General features: G+C 41.5%; 20 protein-coding genes and 1 tRNA gene. 5 read left to right on the top strand and 16 right to left on the bottom strand.

The annotated features are described in order from the left end of the window. Window positions 1–5: 5 nt before the first annotated feature. From DW152_RS08020 to DW152_RS08010, 3 genes are all read left to right on the top strand, one after another. The gene (locus DW152_RS08020) at window positions 6–878 is read left to right on the top strand and encodes a sulfite exporter TauE/SafE family protein (protein ID WP_118288370.1); all 873 of its coding nucleotides are present in this window, start codon (window positions 6–8) and stop codon (window positions 876–878) included. Between the two features lie 761 nt (window positions 879–1,639). After that, window positions 1,640–2,530, top strand: a complete 891-nt coding sequence (locus DW152_RS08015) for a permease (RefSeq protein WP_118288369.1) — start codon at window positions 1,640–1,642, stop codon at window positions 2,528–2,530. Window positions 2,531–2,676: 146 nt separating this feature from the next. Beyond that, window positions 2,677–3,219 (top strand): YcxB family protein, encoded by a 543-nt coding sequence (locus DW152_RS08010; RefSeq protein ID WP_021859776.1) that lies wholly within the window; start codon window positions 2,677–2,679, stop codon window positions 3,217–3,219. Between the two features lie 176 nt (window positions 3,220–3,395). Here the strand turns inward: DW152_RS08010 and DW152_RS08005 are convergent, their stop codons facing one another. From DW152_RS08005 to DW152_RS13260, 8 genes are all read right to left on the bottom strand, one after another. After that, window positions 3,396–4,022, bottom strand: a complete 627-nt coding sequence (locus tag DW152_RS08005; RefSeq protein ID WP_021859777.1) for a YcxB family protein — start codon at window positions 4,020–4,022, stop codon at window positions 3,396–3,398. A gap of 150 nt (window positions 4,023–4,172) precedes the next feature. Further along, complete coding sequence (locus DW152_RS08000) at window positions 4,173–4,652, bottom strand: glycine/sarcosine/betaine reductase component B subunit (protein WP_021859778.1); 480 nt, start codon at window positions 4,650–4,652, stop codon at window positions 4,173–4,175. An 11-nt stretch (window positions 4,653–4,663) separates the two neighbouring features. Continuing rightward, window positions 4,664–5,431 (bottom strand): proline reductase cluster protein PrdD, encoded by a 768-nt coding sequence (gene prdD / locus DW152_RS07995; protein ID WP_021859779.1) that lies wholly within the window; start codon window positions 5,429–5,431, stop codon window positions 4,664–4,666. A 196-nt stretch (window positions 5,432–5,627) separates the two neighbouring features. After that, window positions 5,628–6,353, bottom strand: a complete 726-nt coding sequence (gene prdB / locus DW152_RS07990; protein WP_118288367.1) for a D-proline reductase (dithiol) protein PrdB — start codon at window positions 6,351–6,353, stop codon at window positions 5,628–5,630. 2 nt (window positions 6,354–6,355) lie between these two features. Then, window positions 6,356–6,655, bottom strand: coding sequence for a CBO2463/CBO2479 domain-containing protein (locus DW152_RS07985; protein WP_021859781.1), 300 nt, complete (start codon window positions 6,653–6,655; stop codon window positions 6,356–6,358). A gap of 16 nt (window positions 6,656–6,671) precedes the next feature. Next, window positions 6,672–8,516, bottom strand: a complete 1,845-nt coding sequence (gene prdA / locus DW152_RS07980; protein ID WP_118288366.1) for a D-proline reductase (dithiol) proprotein PrdA — start codon at window positions 8,514–8,516, stop codon at window positions 6,672–6,674. Between the two features lie 174 nt (window positions 8,517–8,690). Continuing rightward, on the bottom strand, window positions 8,691–10,091 hold the full coding sequence (locus DW152_RS07975) for a proline reductase-associated electron transfer protein PrdC (RefSeq protein ID WP_118288365.1): 1,401 nt from the start codon (window positions 10,089–10,091) through the stop codon (window positions 8,691–8,693). 286 nt (window positions 10,092–10,377) lie between these two features. Next, window positions 10,378–10,475, bottom strand: a tRNA-Sec gene (locus DW152_RS13260). 348 nt (window positions 10,476–10,823) lie between these two features. On the opposite strand from DW152_RS13260, the gene DW152_RS07970 reads away from it, so the two are divergent. Further along, on the top strand, window positions 10,824–11,858 hold the full coding sequence (locus tag DW152_RS07970) for a proline racemase family protein (protein WP_021859784.1): 1,035 nt from the start codon (window positions 10,824–10,826) through the stop codon (window positions 11,856–11,858). 176 nt (window positions 11,859–12,034) lie between these two features. Further along, on the top strand, window positions 12,035–12,622 hold the full coding sequence (locus tag DW152_RS07965) for a TetR/AcrR family transcriptional regulator (RefSeq protein WP_021859785.1): 588 nt from the start codon (window positions 12,035–12,037) through the stop codon (window positions 12,620–12,622). A gap of 76 nt (window positions 12,623–12,698) precedes the next feature. Here the strand turns inward: DW152_RS07965 and DW152_RS07960 are convergent, their stop codons facing one another. From DW152_RS07960 to DW152_RS07925, 8 genes are all read right to left on the bottom strand, one after another. After that, on the bottom strand, window positions 12,699–12,935 hold the full coding sequence (locus DW152_RS07960) for a DUF3343 domain-containing protein (protein WP_021859786.1): 237 nt from the start codon (window positions 12,933–12,935) through the stop codon (window positions 12,699–12,701). A gap of 19 nt (window positions 12,936–12,954) precedes the next feature. Next, window positions 12,955–14,094 carry an aminotransferase class V-fold PLP-dependent enzyme gene (locus DW152_RS07955; protein WP_021859787.1) on the bottom strand — a complete coding sequence of 380 codons (1,140 nt, stop codon included), beginning with the start codon at window positions 14,092–14,094 and terminating at the stop codon, window positions 12,955–12,957. Window positions 14,095–14,219: 125 nt separating this feature from the next. Next, the gene (locus DW152_RS07950; RefSeq protein WP_118288364.1) at window positions 14,220–15,167 is read right to left on the bottom strand and encodes a selenium metabolism-associated LysR family transcriptional regulator; all 948 of its coding nucleotides are present in this window, start codon (window positions 15,165–15,167) and stop codon (window positions 14,220–14,222) included. Next, window positions 15,167–17,080 carry a selenocysteine-specific translation elongation factor gene (gene selB / locus DW152_RS07945; RefSeq protein WP_118288363.1) on the bottom strand — a complete coding sequence of 638 codons (1,914 nt, stop codon included), beginning with the start codon at window positions 17,078–17,080 and terminating at the stop codon, window positions 15,167–15,169. The genes DW152_RS07950 and selB overlap by 1 nt, the downstream gene beginning before the upstream one ends. Before the next feature lie 12 nt (window positions 17,081–17,092). Further along, entirely contained in the window at window positions 17,093–18,520 is a 1,428-nt protein-coding gene (selA, locus tag DW152_RS07940) for an L-seryl-tRNA(Sec) selenium transferase (RefSeq protein ID WP_021859790.1), read from the bottom strand. A gap of 29 nt (window positions 18,521–18,549) precedes the next feature. After that, window positions 18,550–19,590: a selenide, water dikinase SelD gene (gene selD, locus DW152_RS07935; RefSeq protein WP_186855938.1), complete on the bottom strand. Its 1,041-nt coding sequence runs from the start codon at window positions 19,588–19,590 to the stop codon at window positions 18,550–18,552. A 174-nt stretch (window positions 19,591–19,764) separates the two neighbouring features. Further along, window positions 19,765–20,370, bottom strand: coding sequence for a sulfurtransferase-like selenium metabolism protein YedF (yedF, locus tag DW152_RS07930; RefSeq protein WP_021859792.1), 606 nt, complete (start codon window positions 20,368–20,370; stop codon window positions 19,765–19,767). Window positions 20,371–20,422: 52 nt separating this feature from the next. Continuing rightward, a complete protein-coding gene (locus DW152_RS07925; protein ID WP_118288362.1) occupies window positions 20,423–21,076 on the bottom strand; it encodes a PHP domain-containing protein in 654 nt (217 codons plus the stop codon). Window positions 21,077–21,112: the final 36 nt, after the last annotated feature.

Below are 21,112 nucleotides of genomic sequence, written 5' to 3'. Positions count from 1 at the left end.
TTCTTATGAACGTAGCAACAATCTTACTCGTCGTTATGTGGGTATACGCAGCAGTTTATTTTATCTTTCTGCTTAAAGATGTTATCGCACACAAGGACGAAATCAACAACGACAAACTGGCACACAACATTATCATCAGTCTGGTAGCAAACTTCTTCGACACGCTGGGGATCGGAAGTTATGCAATTGCAACTTCTGCCTGGAAGTTCACCAAATCTAATAGCGATGACCTGATTCCAGGATCCTTGAATGTAAGCTTTGCCATTCCGATCTGTGTGGAGGCAACTATTTTCATTAAGAAAGTGCAAGCCGACTCTCTGACACTGGTCCTTATGATTGCTGCATCTGTTGTCGGCGCAGTCATTGGTGCTAAGATGGTATCCAAGCTCGACATTACAAAGATCCGTACAGTTATGGGTGTTGCACTGATTCTGGTAGCAATCATCACTTTATGCAAGATCAATGCTTTTGGTCCTTTTGGTATCATCGGGACAGCACGAGGACTTACCGGTACAAAACTTGTGATCGGTATCGTAGCGAACTTCATTCTTGGCATTCTGATGACTGTAGGTATCGGACTGTACGCACCTTGTATGGCTGTTGTCCTGTTATTGGGTATGAGTACAGATGTAGCTTTCCCGATTATGATGGGATCTTGTGCTTATCTGTGTCCTGCTTCCGGTTTTGAATTTATCAAGAGTGGTAAATATCACCGCGGAGCTGCAATCCCGATGGTTATTAGTGGATCTATCGGTGTATTGATTGCAGGACTCATCGTTACTAGCCTGCCACTTACCGTACTTACTTATTTGGTATGTGTAGTTATGGTAGTTTGTGCATGTATGTTCTTCCATGATGCAAGAAAAGCAGCGAAATAATTCTAAACGATAAGATTTTTGATACAATTGAACAGGGGAATCATTCAAAGAAGTGCATGAAAATGCGCTTCTTTGCGTTTACCGGAAACCATCCCTATTATTTAGCATATCTTTATTTGCAAGTTTTGTTCTTGAAAATTGCACAATATCTCTTTTCATTTTAATAGTTATTCGTTACAATTCATAAAAATGTTATTAATTCTTGACGTTAATACACAAAAATGGTATATTAAAAACAACTTAAAAGAACATCACTTGATAACCAATGGCGGTTTCCTATAACGAAGAAGATGGGGACTGCTATTTTAGAATCAAGTACTTTTAAGTTTGATAACCATTATGGTTGTTATTGCAGTTATGTCGATGCCGATTGTTTCCCCCAAGAACAATCCTGCAGAGATAAACTCCAATTAATATATACCTTCCGGAAGGAAGGAGCATTCCCCAGCTTTGTATATTAACAAAACTGCAATGCAACGAGGAAAACCTCTCAATGACATACCAAAAAGAAAAAACACAGCGCATCGGTGCTGTGTTTTTTCTTTGCCATATTCTGTCGGTTGTTTTGTTATTTTTTTCATACTTTTCTATCCCATTGATTGACTTTTAACAAATTAACTGATAAACTAGTGAAAAGAGGCATTTTACGGAATATGAATTGTAATACAAATCGGGGTGTGTTCAATTCAACTGGAGGGACGTATTATGTCTGTAGTACATTTACAATTTAATATTATTTTATAATCTGAAGGAGGAGTAATATGTTATTAGCTATCCAAATTTTACTCGGTGTCTTATTCGCAGGTACAGGTGTCGGACTCGTTGTTGACGTTGCCAAGAATCGAATGGACAAAATCAAAGATGCGACTGGTAAACAGTGGGCTTCTGCTTTCGTAGTAGGTATCATTGCCAACTTCCTTGATACGTTAGGATGTGGTTCTTATGCACCATCTACATTCATGTATAAGTTATTCAACCAGATTGATGATATCGATATTCCTGGTACACTGAATGTTGGAGATACTTTCCCTGTTATTTTCGAGGCATTCATCTTCACAACATCAGTTACTTGTGATCCTATGTTTCTGATCATAATGTTTGTTTGTGCTGCAGTTGGTTCGTTTGGTTTTGCGTCTATTGTTACCAAATGGCCTCGTAACAAAATCAGAATCGCTCTTGGTACAGTTATGATTCCACTTGCTGCTGTTATGCTCTGCAAGAATACAGGTGTTGGACCTTTCGGTCTCGTAGGAACTTTAACAGGTCTTACAGGCTGGAAATTAATCGTAGCCGCAGTTCTTAATGTTCTGTGGGGTGCTCTGATGGATATCGGATTTGGTCTGTATGCTCCGTGTATGGCTACTTGTCTTCTGCTCGGAGTTGATGCGCAGACTTGCTTCCCTGTATTCATGGGATCTTGTGCATGTCTGATGCCAGCTTGCTCTATCGAGTTTATTAAGACAAAGAGATACGATGTTCCACATACAATCGGTAACGCTCTCGGCGGATGTATCGGTGTATTTATTGCCTGGAAAGTGGTTACAGGACTTCCGATGTTCTGGCTGATCAACCTGATCTGTGTTGTTCTTCTGTGGACATCTTACACACTGTTAAGCTCAGCTAGAAAAGACGCTAAAGCAGGTGTTGCTTAAACAATAATTGAATATTAATTACAACAATAATATAAGGCGGTTCTTAAATTAAGAACTGCCTTATATATTTTAGCAATATTTTTTTATAAATCTTATTGCTTAAACTTCTTTAAAAATACAATAATAAAACTACGGAGATTATTTACATGTTTATTAATGAGTATACAATGACTCGCAAGCGTTATGACAAATGGTCTGTTCCAAAGTTCTGGAAATCAGGTCCTATGTTTTTCATTTGGTGTTTTATTTTTATCATCGGAACTCTGAGTTGGATTTACTTCAATACAATAACCGTACCGCTCAGATGGAAAACCGTATGTGCATTCCTTGTCTTTATATCCGTTTACCGCGGTGTATTTTTCAAATGGATGCACGCTGATAAAACATTTCGCGTAACACGCGGCCAATACTTTAACGGAAAAGACTGGACCTGCAAAGTAATTATCGGCGAGAAGAATATCACCCTTTATATCAACAATAAGCTGAACAACAAAGTGGACTGGAAAGATATTAACAGATTTGAAGAGGCAAAATCCTATTACAAACTTGCTTCCGGAGATCAAAACGAAGGTGTTATGCTAGACAAGGATTCTTTCACAGAAGGTGATTCTGAACAGTTTAAAACCTGGATGCAGGAACATCATCCGGATATTCCTTACGGACCAATTCATCCGGCATATGACAAATAGATATTTTTTGCAATTTTATGCGATATTTTACAAGAGTGAAAAAGACCTGAAACATTTATATTATGATTCAGGTCTTTTCTTATCACAGTTCTAATATTTTTCTAATACATACAAATTCTAACCGAAAATTCTATTTTTCATTATTCCTAAAACATCCAAGGAACAAGCTCTGCAGATTATTCGTTTTTTTCCGGCTGCTTATTCATCTGGCGTCTGACCATTCTTGCTTTATAAATATTTTTCCATTTCATTGGCATCCATATATATTTCGCATTACTTTTCTCTATGATAAATAATTTAAACGCCTCTGCTTCCCCAGTCAGAAATCCATTTTTGGGAAGTATGACCAGTTCATCGTTTTCAATTCCAAGATAAAATGTCTTCTCATCTTCCCACAAACTATATACATTCTTATAATATCCTACACGTTCTTCGGAATGTTCTTTCTTTGCACGGATATCCTCATTTCCAAATAAATAATTAATTTCTTCATTTAAAGCAATATCCGGATTTCTCTTCATCAAAGCTATCGTTATATATTGTCTTCCTATTCCCAAAAACGTCAGAAATGCCCCAATAAGGGCGCTGACAGCAACCCCTGAGTTTCCTATATCCTTCTTTATCTCCGGTCTCACAAATGGCAATAGAATGAATGTAATACCTATCAGAATCAAGCCCGGTGTTACCGTTGGATGTTCTACTCGATTTTTAAAATTGATGAATCTCTTTATTAGTTTCGTATCACGTCTTGTCTGCACCTCATAATGCACTCGCCTGCGATCCTGTGATGTCTTCTTTTCCATCTTGTCACCTCTCATAACATTAAAAAAGGGGATACAGATTCTTAATCCGGAAACTGCATCCCTCCATTATATACTTATGAAATACCAGTAGATAAATTAAAATCACTCATTTTATACATCTTTTGTCCGAACGGCATTCCATATATATATCTACTCCCGGCGCTGCTCTTTCTGGCGCATCTTCAATTTCAGCAAAGCTTTCGCTTTCAGGCAGTCCAGTTTGACCATATTATTCTCGCCTACAACGTCTGTCTCTGTACCATCCGCACTCTTATTGATATCCACGATACCATCCAGATAGTCATTAACAACAACAAACTGTGCTACAGTTCCGCTGAAATTCAGTCCGGTAACCGGAATATCACGGATGCCTAACTGCTCACATGTATTTGTAAAGTCTACATCACTGTTGCCCCATCCATCAGATGAAATAATTACGCCATCTGCCCGCATCATCTCTGCCATAGCAGCAGCTCTTGTACCCACACGGATCTTGTCTTTGTTATCATCCGGTGTACCTACAATAATAAGTCCCATCAGGTCCAAATCTGTATCTTCAGCCACTACTTCCAATAACGGATCTCTGAAGTGATGTAACGATGTTTCCTTTGTTGACGGTCCAATTCCCATACTAACACCTCCTACTGCATAGAGCGAATAATACCATCACGATACTCATTCGGAGTGATCATGACCGGCATATTGCCCATTTCAATGATTGATTTACCACCTTCAACCCCTGACGGTTCATCCGGAAACAGATGCGTATCGTACATTGCTCCCTGGCCTGCTACTTGACGAATAATCACCACTCTCTTCTTTCCAGGTCTTACTTTATCATGATATTCATGTCTTTCTGTGCATTTCTCACCTTTAAACTTTTTCAGTTTTTCACGATAGGTCTGAATAAATTTATCGCAAAGTCTGTGTGCAGTAAATGGTCCATGTCTTTCTTGCCCCATACCTGATGCAAATGTAACGTCAAAGGAAATAATATAATCATCATCTCCCGGTGTACCAGCTCGATTCAAATATAACTGATCTTTCAGATTACCCTCTGACGATCCGAATTCATGACATTGCTTGCCATCCACATCTACACCTGTCAACATTACATATACACCTGTTACCGTATGTGTAATACCTTCTCCCAACTTTCCAAGAACCTTTGTAGAAATCGGGATAATATCCATAATCGTGTTCGTCCAGCGATCATGATCTCCCGGTTTGATAATCTGGATATCAATCTTCTCAATGCAATCATCTTCTGCTGTCAACTGTTCCAGCATCCCCTTGCTGACAGTCATATGGCCATCCGTTGTAATATTGTTTTCATCGCCCCATTCAACATCCGTCATATGAAAGGCTTTGATAACAAGGCGACGTAAATTAATCTCTTTTTCAGCCATCTTCGTTACCTCCATATTTTTCTCGTCAATGTTTTCACATTATATATTTATTATACAATAAATTCTACGAACTTCCAACAAATTATCATGCAATTATTTTTTCTTTTTTAATCTATTCTTTATATTTTTATAAAAGCAAATGTGTCTTTATAAAAAAGGCAGATGCGCTAAACGCATCTGCCCCTTTTAGCTTAAATTAGATTTTAGCTACATACTCGTATGGCAACGGAACAATAGTTCCAGGTGTCTGGATTTTCTCTAACTGCTCCAGAGTTGCTTTTACAATCTGTGTCTGCTGTTCTACATTGTGCGGTCCACCAGCATTAGCACCCATAGGTACCAGCGGAGCTACTGCACGAGGAGTACCAGTCTGACGAACAACTGGTGGAAGAGCTGCAATAATAATTGTAGGAATTCCAGCTTCTTCAATCGCTCTCTGCACCAATACTGCAGAGCGGTGGCAAGTACCTCAACCAGCTGTGAGGATTACTGCATCAACATCCTCATTTTTGAACATTTCAGCGACAGCCGGACCAGTTTCATGTTTAAATTTCTCCTGGTTTCCGCCACCACCCATGAATCCAGCATGTACCGGAGCACAAGCTCTGATAAATCCTTCTGCTGCTAATTCATGAATTCTGTCAATCGGGAACATACAGTTGATGTCTTTGTTAACATCACTGTTATCATATCCACCATGGGATACCATCAGATCGCTTGATGGTGTAGTGTTCTCTATCTTTCTCCAAGTGAAGTCACCTGCAAGGTTGAATCTCTCCTGACTCTTCTTATGAACACCTGCTGCTGTAGCAAGAGCGATAGACATATCTTTCAGCTCTTTTGTTACAGGAGCCCATACAGCCGGTGGAGTAATAGGAACGAATATTTCAGACTGTAAGCCTTTAACAACCGTTAAACTCATTTTTAATCCTCCTTATTATCATCCAAACGTGCGCGCATTTCTTCTTGTTTGCGTCGTTCTTTTTCTATGTTACTGACATATTTATCATTTACTTCAGGTCCTAATTGTTCCGGAAAACTCATGTTCCATCCGAATTCCTGACCAACTTTTGGCTCGGTATCACAGATAAACATTCTCTTCGGAGCTTTGAAGAATCCCAAACGACCTTTCAGGTCTATGCTGATGCTGCAATCATCAACGTCAACTACAACACCCTCCATATAAATGATTCTGTCTCCATAATTCAAACGCTCATTATTCATTCACGGTCACCCGGAATTAATCGTATTTTTCTTTACGTTTCTGGCTCATCGGAAGTGCCTGCTCATTGTCAACAAGATCAACTTTCTTGCCATAAGCTTCTTCAATCAGCTCAACGTTTGTAGATTTAACGTTTGGATTCCATTTCTTCTCAGCAGCTTTTACTTCTTCACCAGCCATTGCTGTCTTCAGCATAGCAAGTGCACGGATTGCATCTTCCTGGCAAAGAGTATTGCAACCAAGTACTTCGTTCTCAATACCGGACTCAGATTTGTTGTTATCAACCATGTACTGCATGTGTTTATTACCAACAACAAGTGCTCCCTGTACTGCACAGTAAGACATACCTACTGTCGGAACACCTCTCATACCGATCTGCTCGATATGACTTGCGAAGTCAATGTGGTTATTTCCGAAACCTTCTGTTGTAACGAAAGCACCATCCGCATCCATCATCTCTACTGTATGACCTACACGACGAGATACATAGAACTTCTCAGCATTGATCTGAGGAGATCCTACAAATACAACTCCGCAAAGGTCAACTTCCGGATCATGAAGTGCTTCCAGTACAAGAGGCTCTCTCCAATAATGTCTGGACATCTCTTTAGATGCAGGTCCGATACATGTTAATGCATGGATACATCCATCCAGTACTTCCAGCGGAGATACGCAGATCGGAACGTTTCCTAAGTCTACGTTAGCTCTTGCGCCAAGGATACCAACAGGTTCTACAGGAAGGATGAAGTTATCATGCATAGCTCCCTGTCCCATGATTTCCTTAACAATTACAACTTTTTTCTTTCCAGGACGACGGATAGATTTCAATTCCTCTGTATCTGCTACAAGGCTTTCATCTAACTCTTTCATTACTTCACGGATTTCCTGTGTAACGATGTCAAATGCTGTATGAGCAGCCATAGGTCCACGACGCTCCATGTTTGTCTTCTCCTGGATTACGATGTTACCTTTGATAAAGATCTCTCCTTTATCTGGGCAACCCGGACGTCCCCACATGATGTTCTCATCAAGGTATCCTTCTGAAGAACCGAACTCACCAATCTGAACTCCGCCTTCATCTGTACCAGTCAGCATCATAACAACGCCATCAAGTACTCTTGTAACACCTTCACCGATGATTGAATCGCCTTCTTTTGTAGCGATTGGCTGAACATCCATGATAGTTTCTGAATATGTGTGATATTTATCAGGAGTGATAATTTCCAGATGGAAATCTTTAACTAATTCCTGATTAGCAATAACGTCTGCTTCAATTCCTTCACGGATGTAAAGAGTTGTTCCTTCGATCTTTGTCTCCGGTCCTCTCTTAACTTCTGTGATCTTGAAATGTTTTCTTGTTAATTCACCAGCAACTTTTTCTACGTCAGCGTCTGCTGCAGCTGCTGTGTCTGCTGTAGCTGCTCCTGCTGGAACTTCTGCTACCGCTGCTCCTGATGCTCCAAGAGCTCCAACCGGGATCTCAAGATTGATATCTTTTCCTTCTCCGATATGAATCTTTAATGTTCCACCTGCAACCGGTGCTGCTGCAACTGGTGCTGCTTCCTCTGCCGGTGCCTCTGCAACTTCCTCTGCCGGTGCCTCTGTTGTAGGTGCTTTCACACCATCCAGGACATCATTTGTTAACGGGCAAAGAGAATCACAAGTTTTTGTAAGTTTTGCTCCTAATACCTCTTCGATTGTCAGGCATCCATCCAGATTTAATAATCCTGAATCTACCAAATCATCAAAGATAGCCGGATCTTCCAGATTAGCTGGTTCAATTGTGATGCCAGCTTCTGCTCTACAGCATAATACCGCAGGATCATGAGCATGTTCTTTAGCTGTTTCAGCTGTGATTGACATATTGTTTCCCTCCTTGTATTGGTTGAAAAAATCTACCTGTGCTTTATCGCACATAGTAATGTATATATACAGCCACGCCCGGCAGAGAGATTAGTCTCTTTTTCCCCAGGCCGAAGAATCGGGGGTCTAAGGCCCTTGCCTGTACGTGACGGTATTACCTAAAATAGAATGTGATTAAAAGTCAATATCCTGACTTACCTGTTTAGAAACTCTCAGAGTTCTGTACAGTGGATGTCCGACTGTTCTCATAACATGGTCTGTCTGATGGAATACTTTCAAGCCCATCTTCGGTCCGGATGCCATAACTGTGTTAGAGCAGTCAGAGCAGTTACCGATGATGATATATTCACATTTGTCTTTCTTGAACTGCAGGTTGTTCTTAACCTGTCCAGGGCAGTTACCAGGTCTTAAGCACTTCAGTGGTGCACCCGGTTTATTCTCGATCGCCTGTTTACATCTGCACATAGAAACAACGTTTCCGTTCATCTTCTTAGCGATCTCTCTCATACGTTCTTCACTACCACCGCAGGCACATACTAATATACCTACATTAGCTCCGTGAAGATCCGGGAATTCAACAGTTACAAGAATTGCTCCTGTTGTCTTGGTAATCGGTGCATCTAATTCTGTAGATTTACCTGTGAAGGCTCCTCCCATGATGATCTCACCGTATTTGCCATCAATTCCACCTGCTTTCTCGATCAGTTCGCCAACGCTTACACCGACCGGCACATCCATATATACGTGTGCTGCATTACCACCGTTCAGTTTTCCGCGAACCGTTAAGTTCTTGCTGATACATGGTCTCTTCTCATCGATTGCTTCTGCAACTCGACAGGCAGTCTCAACATTTACAACTACTGCTCTTGCAGCTGATGGAAGCTGAGTTGTATCAAGGTTCACACCCAGACACTCTCTTACTACCGCACGTTCTTCTCCCATTGGATAAATATCCGGAAGCAGATGCATTGTAATAGCAGACTCCTTCTCAAGAGCTTTCTGCAGAGCTTTGATTGCTTTGTGATGTTTTTTCTTAATTGCGATAATCGTCTTCTCAGCATGTGTGATTTCCATGCAGTATTTGATACCGCGGATTACTTTATCTGTCTGTGTCTCAATCTGCTGTGTATTGTGCTCCAGTCCCGGTTCACACTCAGCAGCATTGATCAGGATATATCCACAGTCGATGCTGAAATCCTTTGACAGTTCCGGGTTGATCTCCGGATTAATCTCTCCCATCGGAGTCTCTGCCAAGTTAATGTTAAGCTTAACTCCTGTCGGGAATCCAGCTCCTCCCATTCCAACTACTCCGGCTGCTTTTACCATATCCAGTTTACTTGCATCTTCCGGCACATCGATCGGCACGAATTCATCCGGCTGCTCATCTGCAGCTTCAATGATGATTCTGTCATCTGTAATCTCTGTTACTTTTCCGTATACACTGGCATAGATGTTAGCTCCAAGTCCAGTCGGTGTAGCAATCAGTGTACCTTTTTTTACATCCGCCCCAACTTCAACGCACGGTGCACACGGTGCGCCAACATGCTGACGTAATAAAATCTGTACTTTTCCCATGACACTATTCTCTCCTTTTCTTTTATATATAAGTAAAAAACGAAACCTATACCATAGTTCGTTTACTTATTCTGACTTAACTTCGCTGTTACATTCTGTTCTTCTGACTTTTAAACTTTTAATATAATATGTAGATAATGCATACTCTCCAGCTTTCTGCTGTGAGAATATAAATTGTATAATCATTATTATTCTTTTTTTATCCGTTGTTCAGCTCGCCACATTCCTTTATTCATAGATGCTTTCTATAAGTTATTTTTTTAACGTAACATAGCTGCACTTCTTCTGGCGGAGGCATGTGGGAATCGAACCCACCCAGGACGCTCTTAACGCCCCACACTAGTTTTGAAGACTAGGAGGCACACCAGTCACCCATCTACCCCCATATTATACGCTTTTCATTCGCTTGTTAAGAATAGCACAATATTCGTTATTTTTCAACACTTTTTATTTAAATTTATAATATCAAAAAAGCATTGACTTTTCAAGGGTTTTCGTAGATAATAGAAGCAAGAGATTAAACGCGGTACTAGAATACAGTCTATTTGTTAATTTTATATCGTACTTTTGTATAATTATTCGTGTTTATCACTGAATTTGCTCTCATTTTTTTGAGTCTATTTTAAAAAAGGCACATTGCAAACTCGGGGTTTCTATGTGTTTTTATAAAATTTATAGAGGTTTTCTATAAATAATAATTATTCAATATCTCATATTAAGGAGGGACTAATTATGGAGTTAAAAGCAAATGTGAATTTTGCAAACTACGAGGCAGCACTTCAGGTTGTTGACGCACATACAGCCGGAGAATTTTGCCGTATGGTAATCGGGGGATTTCCAGAGCCGGAAGGCAACACTATGATTGAAAAGAAAAAATGGATGGAGGAGAATTACGATCACGTTCGTACAGCTCTGATGCTGGAGCCTAGAGGACACCACGATATGTTTGGCGGTTTCTTATGCAAACCAGTCAGCGACGAAGCAGATCTGGGAGTTATCTTCATGGATACAGGCGGATATCTGAACATGTGCGGACATTGTACAATCGGTTCCGTTACTGTTGCAATCGAAGCAGGACTCGTTGAATCCCACGAAGGTGAAAACGAAGTTGTTCTGGAAGCTCCTGCAGGAATCATTCGTACAACAGCTGTGGTAGAGAACGGAAAAGTTACAGGTGTTACACTTACAAATGTACCTGCATTCGTTTACAAAGACAACTTAACAGTTAATATTGACGGAGTAGACATTCCTTATACTATTTCATTCGGTGGAAGTTTCTTCGCATTAGTTGATACAACTAAGCTTGACATCGGAGAAATCAATGCCAAGACAGTTCCGGCATACACAGCTCTCGGAATGAAGATGCGTGATAAGATCAATGCTGAAGTTAAGATTCAGCACCCAACACTTGACATCACAGAAGTTGACCTTGTTGAGTTCTACGGACCAACACCAAATCCGGATCAGGCTACTATGAGAAACGTTGTAGTATTCGGTGATGCTCAGGCTGACCGTTCACCTTGCGGAACAGGTACAAGTGCTAAACTTGCTACACTTCATAAATGGGGTGAGCTTGGCGTTGGAGAAGAATTCATTTACGAAAGCTTCATGGGAACACGTTTCAAAGGTGTAATCAAAGAAGAAACTAAGATCGGTGATTACGATGCAGTTATTCCAATGGTTACAGGTACAGCTTACCTGACAGGTGTTGCTACATATATTATCGATGGAGACGATCCGTTAAAATACGGTTTCCTTATCGGATAATTATTCATCAGATTATATTTACGGGAGAGAACCTGTTTCTTGGTTCTCTCTTGTTTTATTATAGCAGTATAGAAAATGTATCATGACAGCACGGCTACATCTCCACTGCTAACCAGCGATAAATCACATTTCACGGAATTTACCGCTCATATAACAACGAGGAAAGGAAACATCGTATGCCAAGGAAAAGACAATCCACAAAGAGCCGCATTGTTAAAGCTGCATGGAATTTATTTTTCAAAAATGGTTATGAAGATACCACTGTCGAGGATATCATAGCAGCATCCAAGACTTCCAAAGGTACTTTTTATCATTATTTCAAAGGGAAGGAAGCTTTGTTAAACAGTTTATCTTATCTCTTTGACCAGAAATACGAAGAATTATATGGTGTGATCGATCCTGCATTGTCTGCTTATGACAAATTGCTTTTCCTGAATCATGAATTATTTTATATGATCAAGACAAGTGTGGATATCAAGCTTCTTGCTTACCTGTATTCTTCTCAGTTGATCACCAAAGACAAAAAATCTCTGTCTGATCACAAGCGTTTTTATTTCACATGGATCACAGAGATTATTCAGACAGCTTTAGATAATGGGGAGTTCAAGAACACCAGCACAACTGAAGAATTAGTAAATATCTATGCTATGTATGAACGTGCCATTCTTTACGACTGGGCATTATTTAAAGGCAAATTTGATCTGACAGACTATAGTGACAAGCTGTTACCGCATGTCTTGGATACCTTTGTCGAAGGAGTTTAAAATTTTATAACAACAGGAAAAGAGCAGATGGTTTTCCATCTGCTCTTTTCCTGTTGTTAGTTATGTTGTAGTATACTTATACAAGACACTCATGCATATTTTCTTCCTGAATCCCGTTCTTCTCCATCATCGCTTTGATCTGGTCACGTTCATCCAGGTTCGCGCACCAGGAAAGTCCGCATCCCGCTGATATCGCACGCGGCACCGGAATAATCCTTCCCGGAACATTCTGCTCTTTACAAGCCTTTTCCATAGCCATAGCATCTGCTGTTGTATGGAATGTAATTATAAGTTTCATTTCTTTTTTTCTCATGTCAGTCTCACTACTCCTCTTACTCGTCTTCTGCCAGTTCGTGGATCGCACGAATTGCAGTATCCACTTCCTCGTCTGTATTATAATGGGAAAAGCTGAATCTTACAGCTCCCTGTTCAACCGTTCCAAGTGCTTCATGCATAAGCGGTGCACAATGCCCACCTGGTCTTGTTGAAATACCATATTCAGTAAGAAGTTCATCACTGACTTCTGCGGAATCGTAATCACCGATATTCAGTGTCACGATCGCGCAACGCTCCTTCGTATCGAAGTCGCCGTATATTGTTACACCCGGCACATCTTTTACGCCATTATAAAAACGCCACATCAGTTCTTGTTCACGGGCGCGTATTGCATCCACGCCTGTTCTCTCCAGATAGTCCATGGCTGCATGAAGGCCTGCAATTCCATGTCCATTGAGTGTCCCCGCTTCAAGCGCAGTCGGCATCTGCACCGGATGTTTTTTATTGTATGTCTGCACACCACTTCCGCCAACCTTCAGCGGTCTGACTTCCAGTCCTTCTCTCACATAAATTCCACCTGTTCCCTGTGGTCCCAGCAGTCCTTTATGCCCCGTAAAGCAAAGAACATCGATATGCATCTTCTGCACATCTATCGGAAATATTCCTGCAGTCTGTGACGCATCAACAACAAACAATACACCATGTTCTTTCGCCATATCGCCAATCGGTTGTAATGGGATATAATTTCCTGTCAGATTCGATCCATTTGTACAAATAATCATCTTCGTCTCAGGTGTGATCGCATCTTCTATATCACGGATATCAAGAGTCCCTTTCGGATTGCTTTTCACAATCGTAAGTTTCACTCCTTTTTCCTGCATCTCATACAGAGGACGTAATACTGAATTATGCTCCAACATCGTTGTAATCACATGATCTCCCGGATTCAGCAATCCTTTGATCGCAATGTTAAGACTCTCCGTTGAATTTGCTGTAAATGCAATCTGCTTCGGATTCTCTGCACCAAAGAAACGGCATAACTGATCTCTCGTATCATAAATCACTCTTGCCGCACTTAAAGACGCTTCATTCGCCCCTCTTCCGGCATTGCCCATTGAACTCATTGCCTGCACAACTGCATCAATCACTTCCTGTGGCTTATGCATTGTTGTAGCTGCATTATCCAAATAAATCATAACTCTTATCCTCTCATACAGGCGGATAACCGTCTGCTCTTAGTATACTTGTTTTTAATTCTCCCGTCTAATAGATATATTATATGTTCGTGTCACTTTATAGATCCCATCTATTAGTCTCGTCATTACACCGCTTTCTCGCCCTGTTCTTTCTTAAGTTCATGGCTTTCAAGCCCATAAACTTCTTTTACAATTTTCACAAAACGCTCTGCACTTCTTGATAGCTGATAATTCTTATTATATACAAGATTGATATCTCTGCCGTCATCACTCTCCGGAATAGGGAATGCAAGGAGAAACCCTGCTGCCACTTCATCTTTTGTTGCCAGCTTTGATAATACAGAAATTCCCATTCCCTGTCTGACAGACTTCTTGATTGTCTCCTGATTCTCAATACTTGCAATGATGTCCAGGTCTGTCATCTTGATTCCGGCATCTTTTAACTGATTCTCTGCTTCCTTACGTGTTCCGGATCCTTCCTCACGCATGATCACATGTTCCTCTTTCATCCAGGAAATATCTTCCGGATCCATCTTCTGCAGTTTCTGATATCTTTCTGTATTCGGCGTAATAATTACCAATTCGTCCTTATAGAACGGAATATATTTGCAATGTTTCTTTTCCAGAACCGTTCCGGTAAATCCGACATCTGCCATATGATCAATAATCTGCTGTACCACTTTGCTGCTATCTGTCTCAACAATTTTAATTTGTTCATCCGGATAACGCGCATTAAAACTCATAAGTGCTTTTGGGAGAAGATGCTGTGCCGGAATTGTGGAAGCTGCAATTGTAATTCCATGTTTTTTCTCACCTTTTTCCGTTCCAAAACTCTCTTCTATCTTCTTCTGCAGATCGATCATCTGCTTTGCATATTTGTATAATTCTGTGCCGTCATCAGACAGACTTACTTCTTTTGTATTTCTTACGAATAATCTTGCGTTTAATTCTTTCTCCAGCGATGAAATATGTGCACTGATCGTCGGCTGTGTCAGGAACAGATCTTTTGCCGCTTTCGAAAAACTACCACCTTCTGCTACTTTTACAAACGCTTCTAACTGTTTCAGATTCATTAGTACGCCACCCTTTCACTCTCTGCACCGGTTTTTTTCGTTACTTTGATACTGTCCATATACTCCAGAATAGGTTTTGCACTTTTTCTGCTCGTATCAAAAATGTCTCTTACCTGTGCAATTGTAATGATCGGATCTTCCGACAGTTTTGCTAAGATGATTTCCTTCGCTTTATCCATATATTCAGTAAGCGTATACATGTCATCTGTAACTTTGACAATCTTTCCTTCTTCCAGCAAAATATTTAATATATCGTCTCCGATCTCCCGACTGACTTTTCCAAGATCAATCTCCGTATATTTCAGGAAATCATATTTTGCTTTGCGGAAGCTGTCAAGATAGATTCCGGATACTTTCTCATAAGTATCATCTTTGGTGACTTCATAATCAGGTGTACATAAAAATTCATCTACACGTTTGATGTGTCCGTCGTTTTCTTCTTTTTCAATAATTTTATCAAATACATTTGGCTTCACTTTTTTGAAGAAAGTCATCTGTACTTCTGCTTTTTTCATTCCATAACGGTATGGATGCTCTTCTTCGTATTTCTCCAGTGCATCCGTCAGCTTCTTCGCTGCTTCACGCTCAGAATCCGCATGCCAGACATAAGTATCTTTTCTCATCGGGAATGTGTAAATCGTTCCCTCTTCTTCCAACTCTTTTACATCTTCTGCAACTTCTTCCGGTGACAGTGCAGTAAGCTTCGCAAGCTCTGTACAGGAAATCAGTGTATCGCCGTGTGCTTTCGCATGCAATGCGATAACATCTGCGGAGGAACCAGATTCCTTTCTTTCCAGTTCTTCAATGACATCGTCCTGGAATCTGCGCTTAATCTTCGGATTCGGCTCCAGGATCATGCCTCCACCGATCGTCTCCATCGGTGAATAGAAGCGGACAACAAATTTGTCTCCTCTTCTGACTGCAATCTCTTCTTCCAGGCGAAGCTGTACATAACCACTCTCACCCGGTCCGATTTCTTCCTTGTCAAGAAGAACTGCACGACATAAAATCTCGCTTGTTCCTGTGAAGAAATGAAGCCGCGAATGATTGGTCAGCACGCGTAACGATGAGTCCAGCACATTCAGTTTTACATCAAGAAGATCTGTATTCTTCATACTGTTGACCGGCGCAAGCACGCATCCTCTCTTGATCTCCTTTTTCTTAACGTTGGAAAGATTGATTGCAACCCGCTGTCCTGCGTAACATTCTTTCTTATCCTCTCCATGCACCTGAATGCTTCGGATTTTACATTCTTTGCCAATCGGATACATCTCCAATGTGTCTTCTTTGGATATCGTTCCAGATACAAGTGTTCCGGTGATAATCGTTCCAAATCCTGACAGTGTAAATGCACGGTCAATTGGAAGACGCGGGATCGTGTGAATATCCTTCTGGACAATGTCATCGCTTGTCAGATGCACGATCTCATCGATCAGTTTGTCCAGTCCCTGTCCGGTTGCGGCAGATACTTCCACCACCGGCGCTCCTTCCAGAAATGTGCCTGCCAGCTCGTCTTTTACATCTTCTTCTACGAGTTCCAGCCACTCTTCATCTACAAGATCACATTTATTCAATACAATAATACTTTTTTCAATTCCCAATAAATTCAGAATATCCATATGCTCTCTTGTCTGCGGCATGATTCCTTCGTCCGCTGCAATGACAAGCAGCACAAGATCCATTCCTACTACACCGGCAACCATGTTGTTAATAAATTTCTCATGTCCCGGAACATCGATGATTCCTGCACGATCTCCACCCGGAAGGTCAAAATACGTAAATCCGAGGTCAATTGTAATCCCACGGCGCTGTTCTTCTTCCCATCGGTCTGTATTTCTTCCGGTCAGTGCTTTAATGAGTGTCGTCTTACCATGGTCTATATGCCCGGCCGTTCCAATGATGATATTTTTCATAGCCATTCTCTCCTAACGTACTTCTATCAGACTCTTCTCTTCAAACACCTGCAGTTCCTGTAACTGCTTAGCGAGTAATTTGAAATTCTGTTCATCCATCGTTCTTACATCGATCAGCACAGTGTCATTTGCTGTTCTCGGAATTAACGGCACCGGCATATGGCGCAGTCTTTCTTCAAGCTCTGTAATGCTGATCTTCTCAGGATTGATCGCAACGCCCATACTTGCGATACGCTCCAGAGGGAGAGAACCTCCGCCAATCTGTGATTCAAGTGGAACCACACTGATCTCGGCAGAAAGCTTTGCCGCTTTTAAAATACGGCATAATTTCTTAGCATCTTTAGTCACTTCGTCTAATGATTTTGTAATCATACGAAGAACAGGAATGTTCTGAACTGCCTTTTCTTCGGACAGATATTCCTGTAATACAAGTTCCAGCGTTGCCGCTGTAAATTTATCAATACGGAGAGCACGGGTAAGCTGGTTCTTCTTCATCATATCGATGTATTTCTTCTTACCGATAATGATACCAGCCTGTGGTCCTCCCAATAATTTATCGCCACTGAAACAGACAACATCCGCACCTTTTGCAATGGATTCCTGTACAGTCGGCTCGTGTGTCAGACCGTATCTTTCCAGATCAATGAGCACACCACTTCCCAAGTCTTCCACTACCGGAAGATCATGTTCCTTCGCAAGCGGGATCAGTTCATCAATCCCTACTGTATCTGTAAATCCAACAATACGGTAATTGCTTGTGTGTACCTTCAGAAGTGCCTTTGTCTCTTCTGTGATCGCATCTTCATAATCATCATAGTGTGTCTTGTTGGTTGTTCCTACTTCCACAAGTGAAGCCCCGCTCTGCTCCATAACATCCGGGATGCGGAACTTACCGCCAATCTCTACAAGCTCGCCACGGGAAACAATCACTTCCCCTCCTTTAGCAAGCGAGCTCAAAATAAGCATAACAGAAGCAGCGTTGTTATTGACTGCCATCGCAGCCTCTGCCCCTGTAATTTTGCACAACAATTCCTCGAAGTGCGAATAACGTTCGCCACGTCTTCCGGCTTCGAGATTATACTCCAGATTTGAATATCCTGTTGCAATAGCCGCTACCCTCTTCATATGTTCCGGGCTTATCGGTGCTCTTCCCAGATTGGTGTGGAGAATGGTCCCCGTACCATTCATTACCATGCGCATGTTCGGTGTATGCATTGCAGACACTGTCCGCTCGATCTTCTCCGTCAACGCTTCAATCTGTCTCTTTGCTTCCTCTTCGTCTTCACATTTTGCAATATAAGCACGCAGACGATTCATCTCCAGATGAATGGATTCCATAACCGTCTCCCGGCTATAAGTCTCTATCAACATCTGGACTTTCTCATCAGCAAGCAGCACATCCACTTTCGGGATACTGCGATACAACATATTCTTGTCCATATTTTTCTTCCTTCCACTTTTTCTTTGACTTAAAACAGTCGGATCAACTTGTCGCTCTTAGGTGCAACCTTTCCGATCACCGAAATCGTGGTATCCATGCTTGCATTCTTAAAATCTGCCAGCATCTCATTCAAATTATCCGGTGCCACACTGATTAACAATCCGCCGGATGTCTGTGGGTCATATAGCAGGTCCAGATAATACTCCGGAATGGAACCTGCGTCTACTTTCCCAATAGAATATCCTCGGTTCTTGTATGCTCCGGCCGGGACCAGTCCCATCTTCGCGAAATCGATCGCATCGGTAAGGTATGCAATGTCTTTAACATTGATTTCAAATGTCACATCACTGGCTGATGCCATCTCGACACAGTGACCGAGAAGTCCAAATCCTGTGATGTCTGTGCAGGCGCTGACGTCATATTTCTCAACCGCCTGTTTTCCTCTCTTATTCAGCGATGCCATAACCGTCTGCGCTTCTCTGATTGCTTCCGGTGATGCCATATCTGCTTTGATCGCAGTATTAACGATTCCGCTTCCTATCTGTTTCGTTAAAACCAGGATATCTCCCGGTCTGCATCCGTAATTCTTAAAGATCTTATCCGGATGCACAAAGCCTGATACACAGAGACCATATTTCGGTTCATCATCCTGCACCGAATGTCCTCCTACCAGAACAGCTCCTGCTTCCTTCACTTTGTCTGCTCCTCCGGCAAGGATATCCCCTAAAATAGCTGGATCCAGGCAGTTCGGGAATCCAACAATATTCAAAGCTACTGCCGGTTCTCCTCCCATCGCCCACACATCACTCAGTGAATTGGCTGCTGCAATCTGTCCGAACATATACGGCTCATCTACGATCGGTGTAAAGAAATCCACCGTCTGTATCATAGCAATATCATCTGTCACTTTATATATAGCGGCATCGTCCGACGTCTCAATACCTACGATCAGGTTCTTGTCCTCGAACTTCGGCAACTTACCCAGAACCTGGGCAAGGGTCTCAGGACCAATCTTAGCTGCTCACCCTGCCGTCTTCGTCAAGCTTGTCAGTTTTACATCTGATTTCATACTTGTTTTCTCCTCTCCTTGGTATTGAATGTAACTTCCGCCTCCTGCGAGGCTGTTTCCGCTATACATCTATTATATAGCCTGTTAAATATATGCAAATAAGCCGGACTTCCTGTGCGACTCACAAGTGTCCGGCTCTATTACCTCTGTTACAAAATCTGTCTGGACAAATGATTAAGGTCTGATGATCTTACCAGCACCTGCCATTGTCTCAACAATACTGTACATATTTGTTACAGTCCCTACCACCAGTTTTTCTTTCAATCCATAATAATCAAGGCATGTTCCACATGTCAGAATCTGAACCCCCTGTGCTTCCAGTGACTTCAAATCTTCCAATGAATCAGAACCTTCTGTGGTCAGAGTCGCTCCACCATTATAGAATAACATAGTTTTAGGTAAAGTATCAAGCTGTGTTATTGCAAAGATGAAACCTTTTATTAATACTTTTCCAAGTTCATCGTTACCAGATCCCATGCGGTCTGAATTAATTACTACAACTGTGTTATCTCTTGCGTCCGGCATACAAGTCTCCTCTCCTTCGCTTACTGTCTCAGGTGCTCCGTTCATCTGGATCGTAACTTTGTATTCTTTGTCAGCGATCTTCTCAGACTTTACTGCACCGCCTGAGCTTTCAGCCATCTTTGTTACGTTCTGAACAGCGATCTCATTGTCAACTAAAACTTCGATCGTCTCCGGGCCTGTGAGCGCCTGCATTGCCTTTTTGGTCTTTATAACCGGGATCGGGCAATTATCTCCCATAGCATTAACTGTAATCATAATGATTCTCCTTTCATGCCTTCCCTTTTTTATCTTATATAGATATATTCTATCATTGATGTGCGGAAAGGTAAATAGATTTCTTATTTGTAATTATATGATATTGTCCATCCTTATAAAAAGCCGGACACATCGTTCCTTTTTTAAACACTTCCAGAAATTCTTCCATTGTATGTACTTTCTCCGGAAAATAAGTGGCGCATACACCAACTTTCTCCGGTATATGACAGTCACTGGAACCAAGTGTGAAAAGTCCAAGTTCTTCTGCATATTCAGCAGCCTTATAACATGCTTCAAGCGACGTACTTCCATTCAAGACTTCCAACCCATCCAGTCCGTGCACGGTGCGTAAATTATCTTCCAGTCCTCTGTTATTATTGCGAAATGGATGTGCTGCAAAACACACGCCGCCCTGCGCTTTGACAAGATCAATAAAATCCTGTGCAGGTATCCGTTCTTTCGGATACTCTTCAATTCCAAATGCCACTATATCACCCTGCAGGGAGAAAAATTCAATTCCTGTAAAGATCGGAAAATTCTCACGTCTGGAATATTCTGCTGCATATTCCTTAAGCCCCATGCTGTCATGATCTGTAATGCAGATTCCGTCCAGTCCTTTTGCCCTGGCGATGCGTACCATCTCATCCAGTTTCAGAAAACTGTCTTTGGAATATGTCATCTCATGCATATGTGTATCGATCAGCATAATCATTTCCTCCCATAGTTGTCTGTTTTTCCAACT

The sequence above is a fragment of the Dorea sp. AM13-35 genome (assembly GCF_003473885.1).
Lineage (GTDB): Bacteria > Bacillota > Clostridia > Lachnospirales > Lachnospiraceae > Dorea_D > Dorea_D hominis.
The sequence above is the reverse complement of the archived record's forward strand: the minus strand, read 5'-3'. Positions and strand labels throughout refer to the sequence as shown.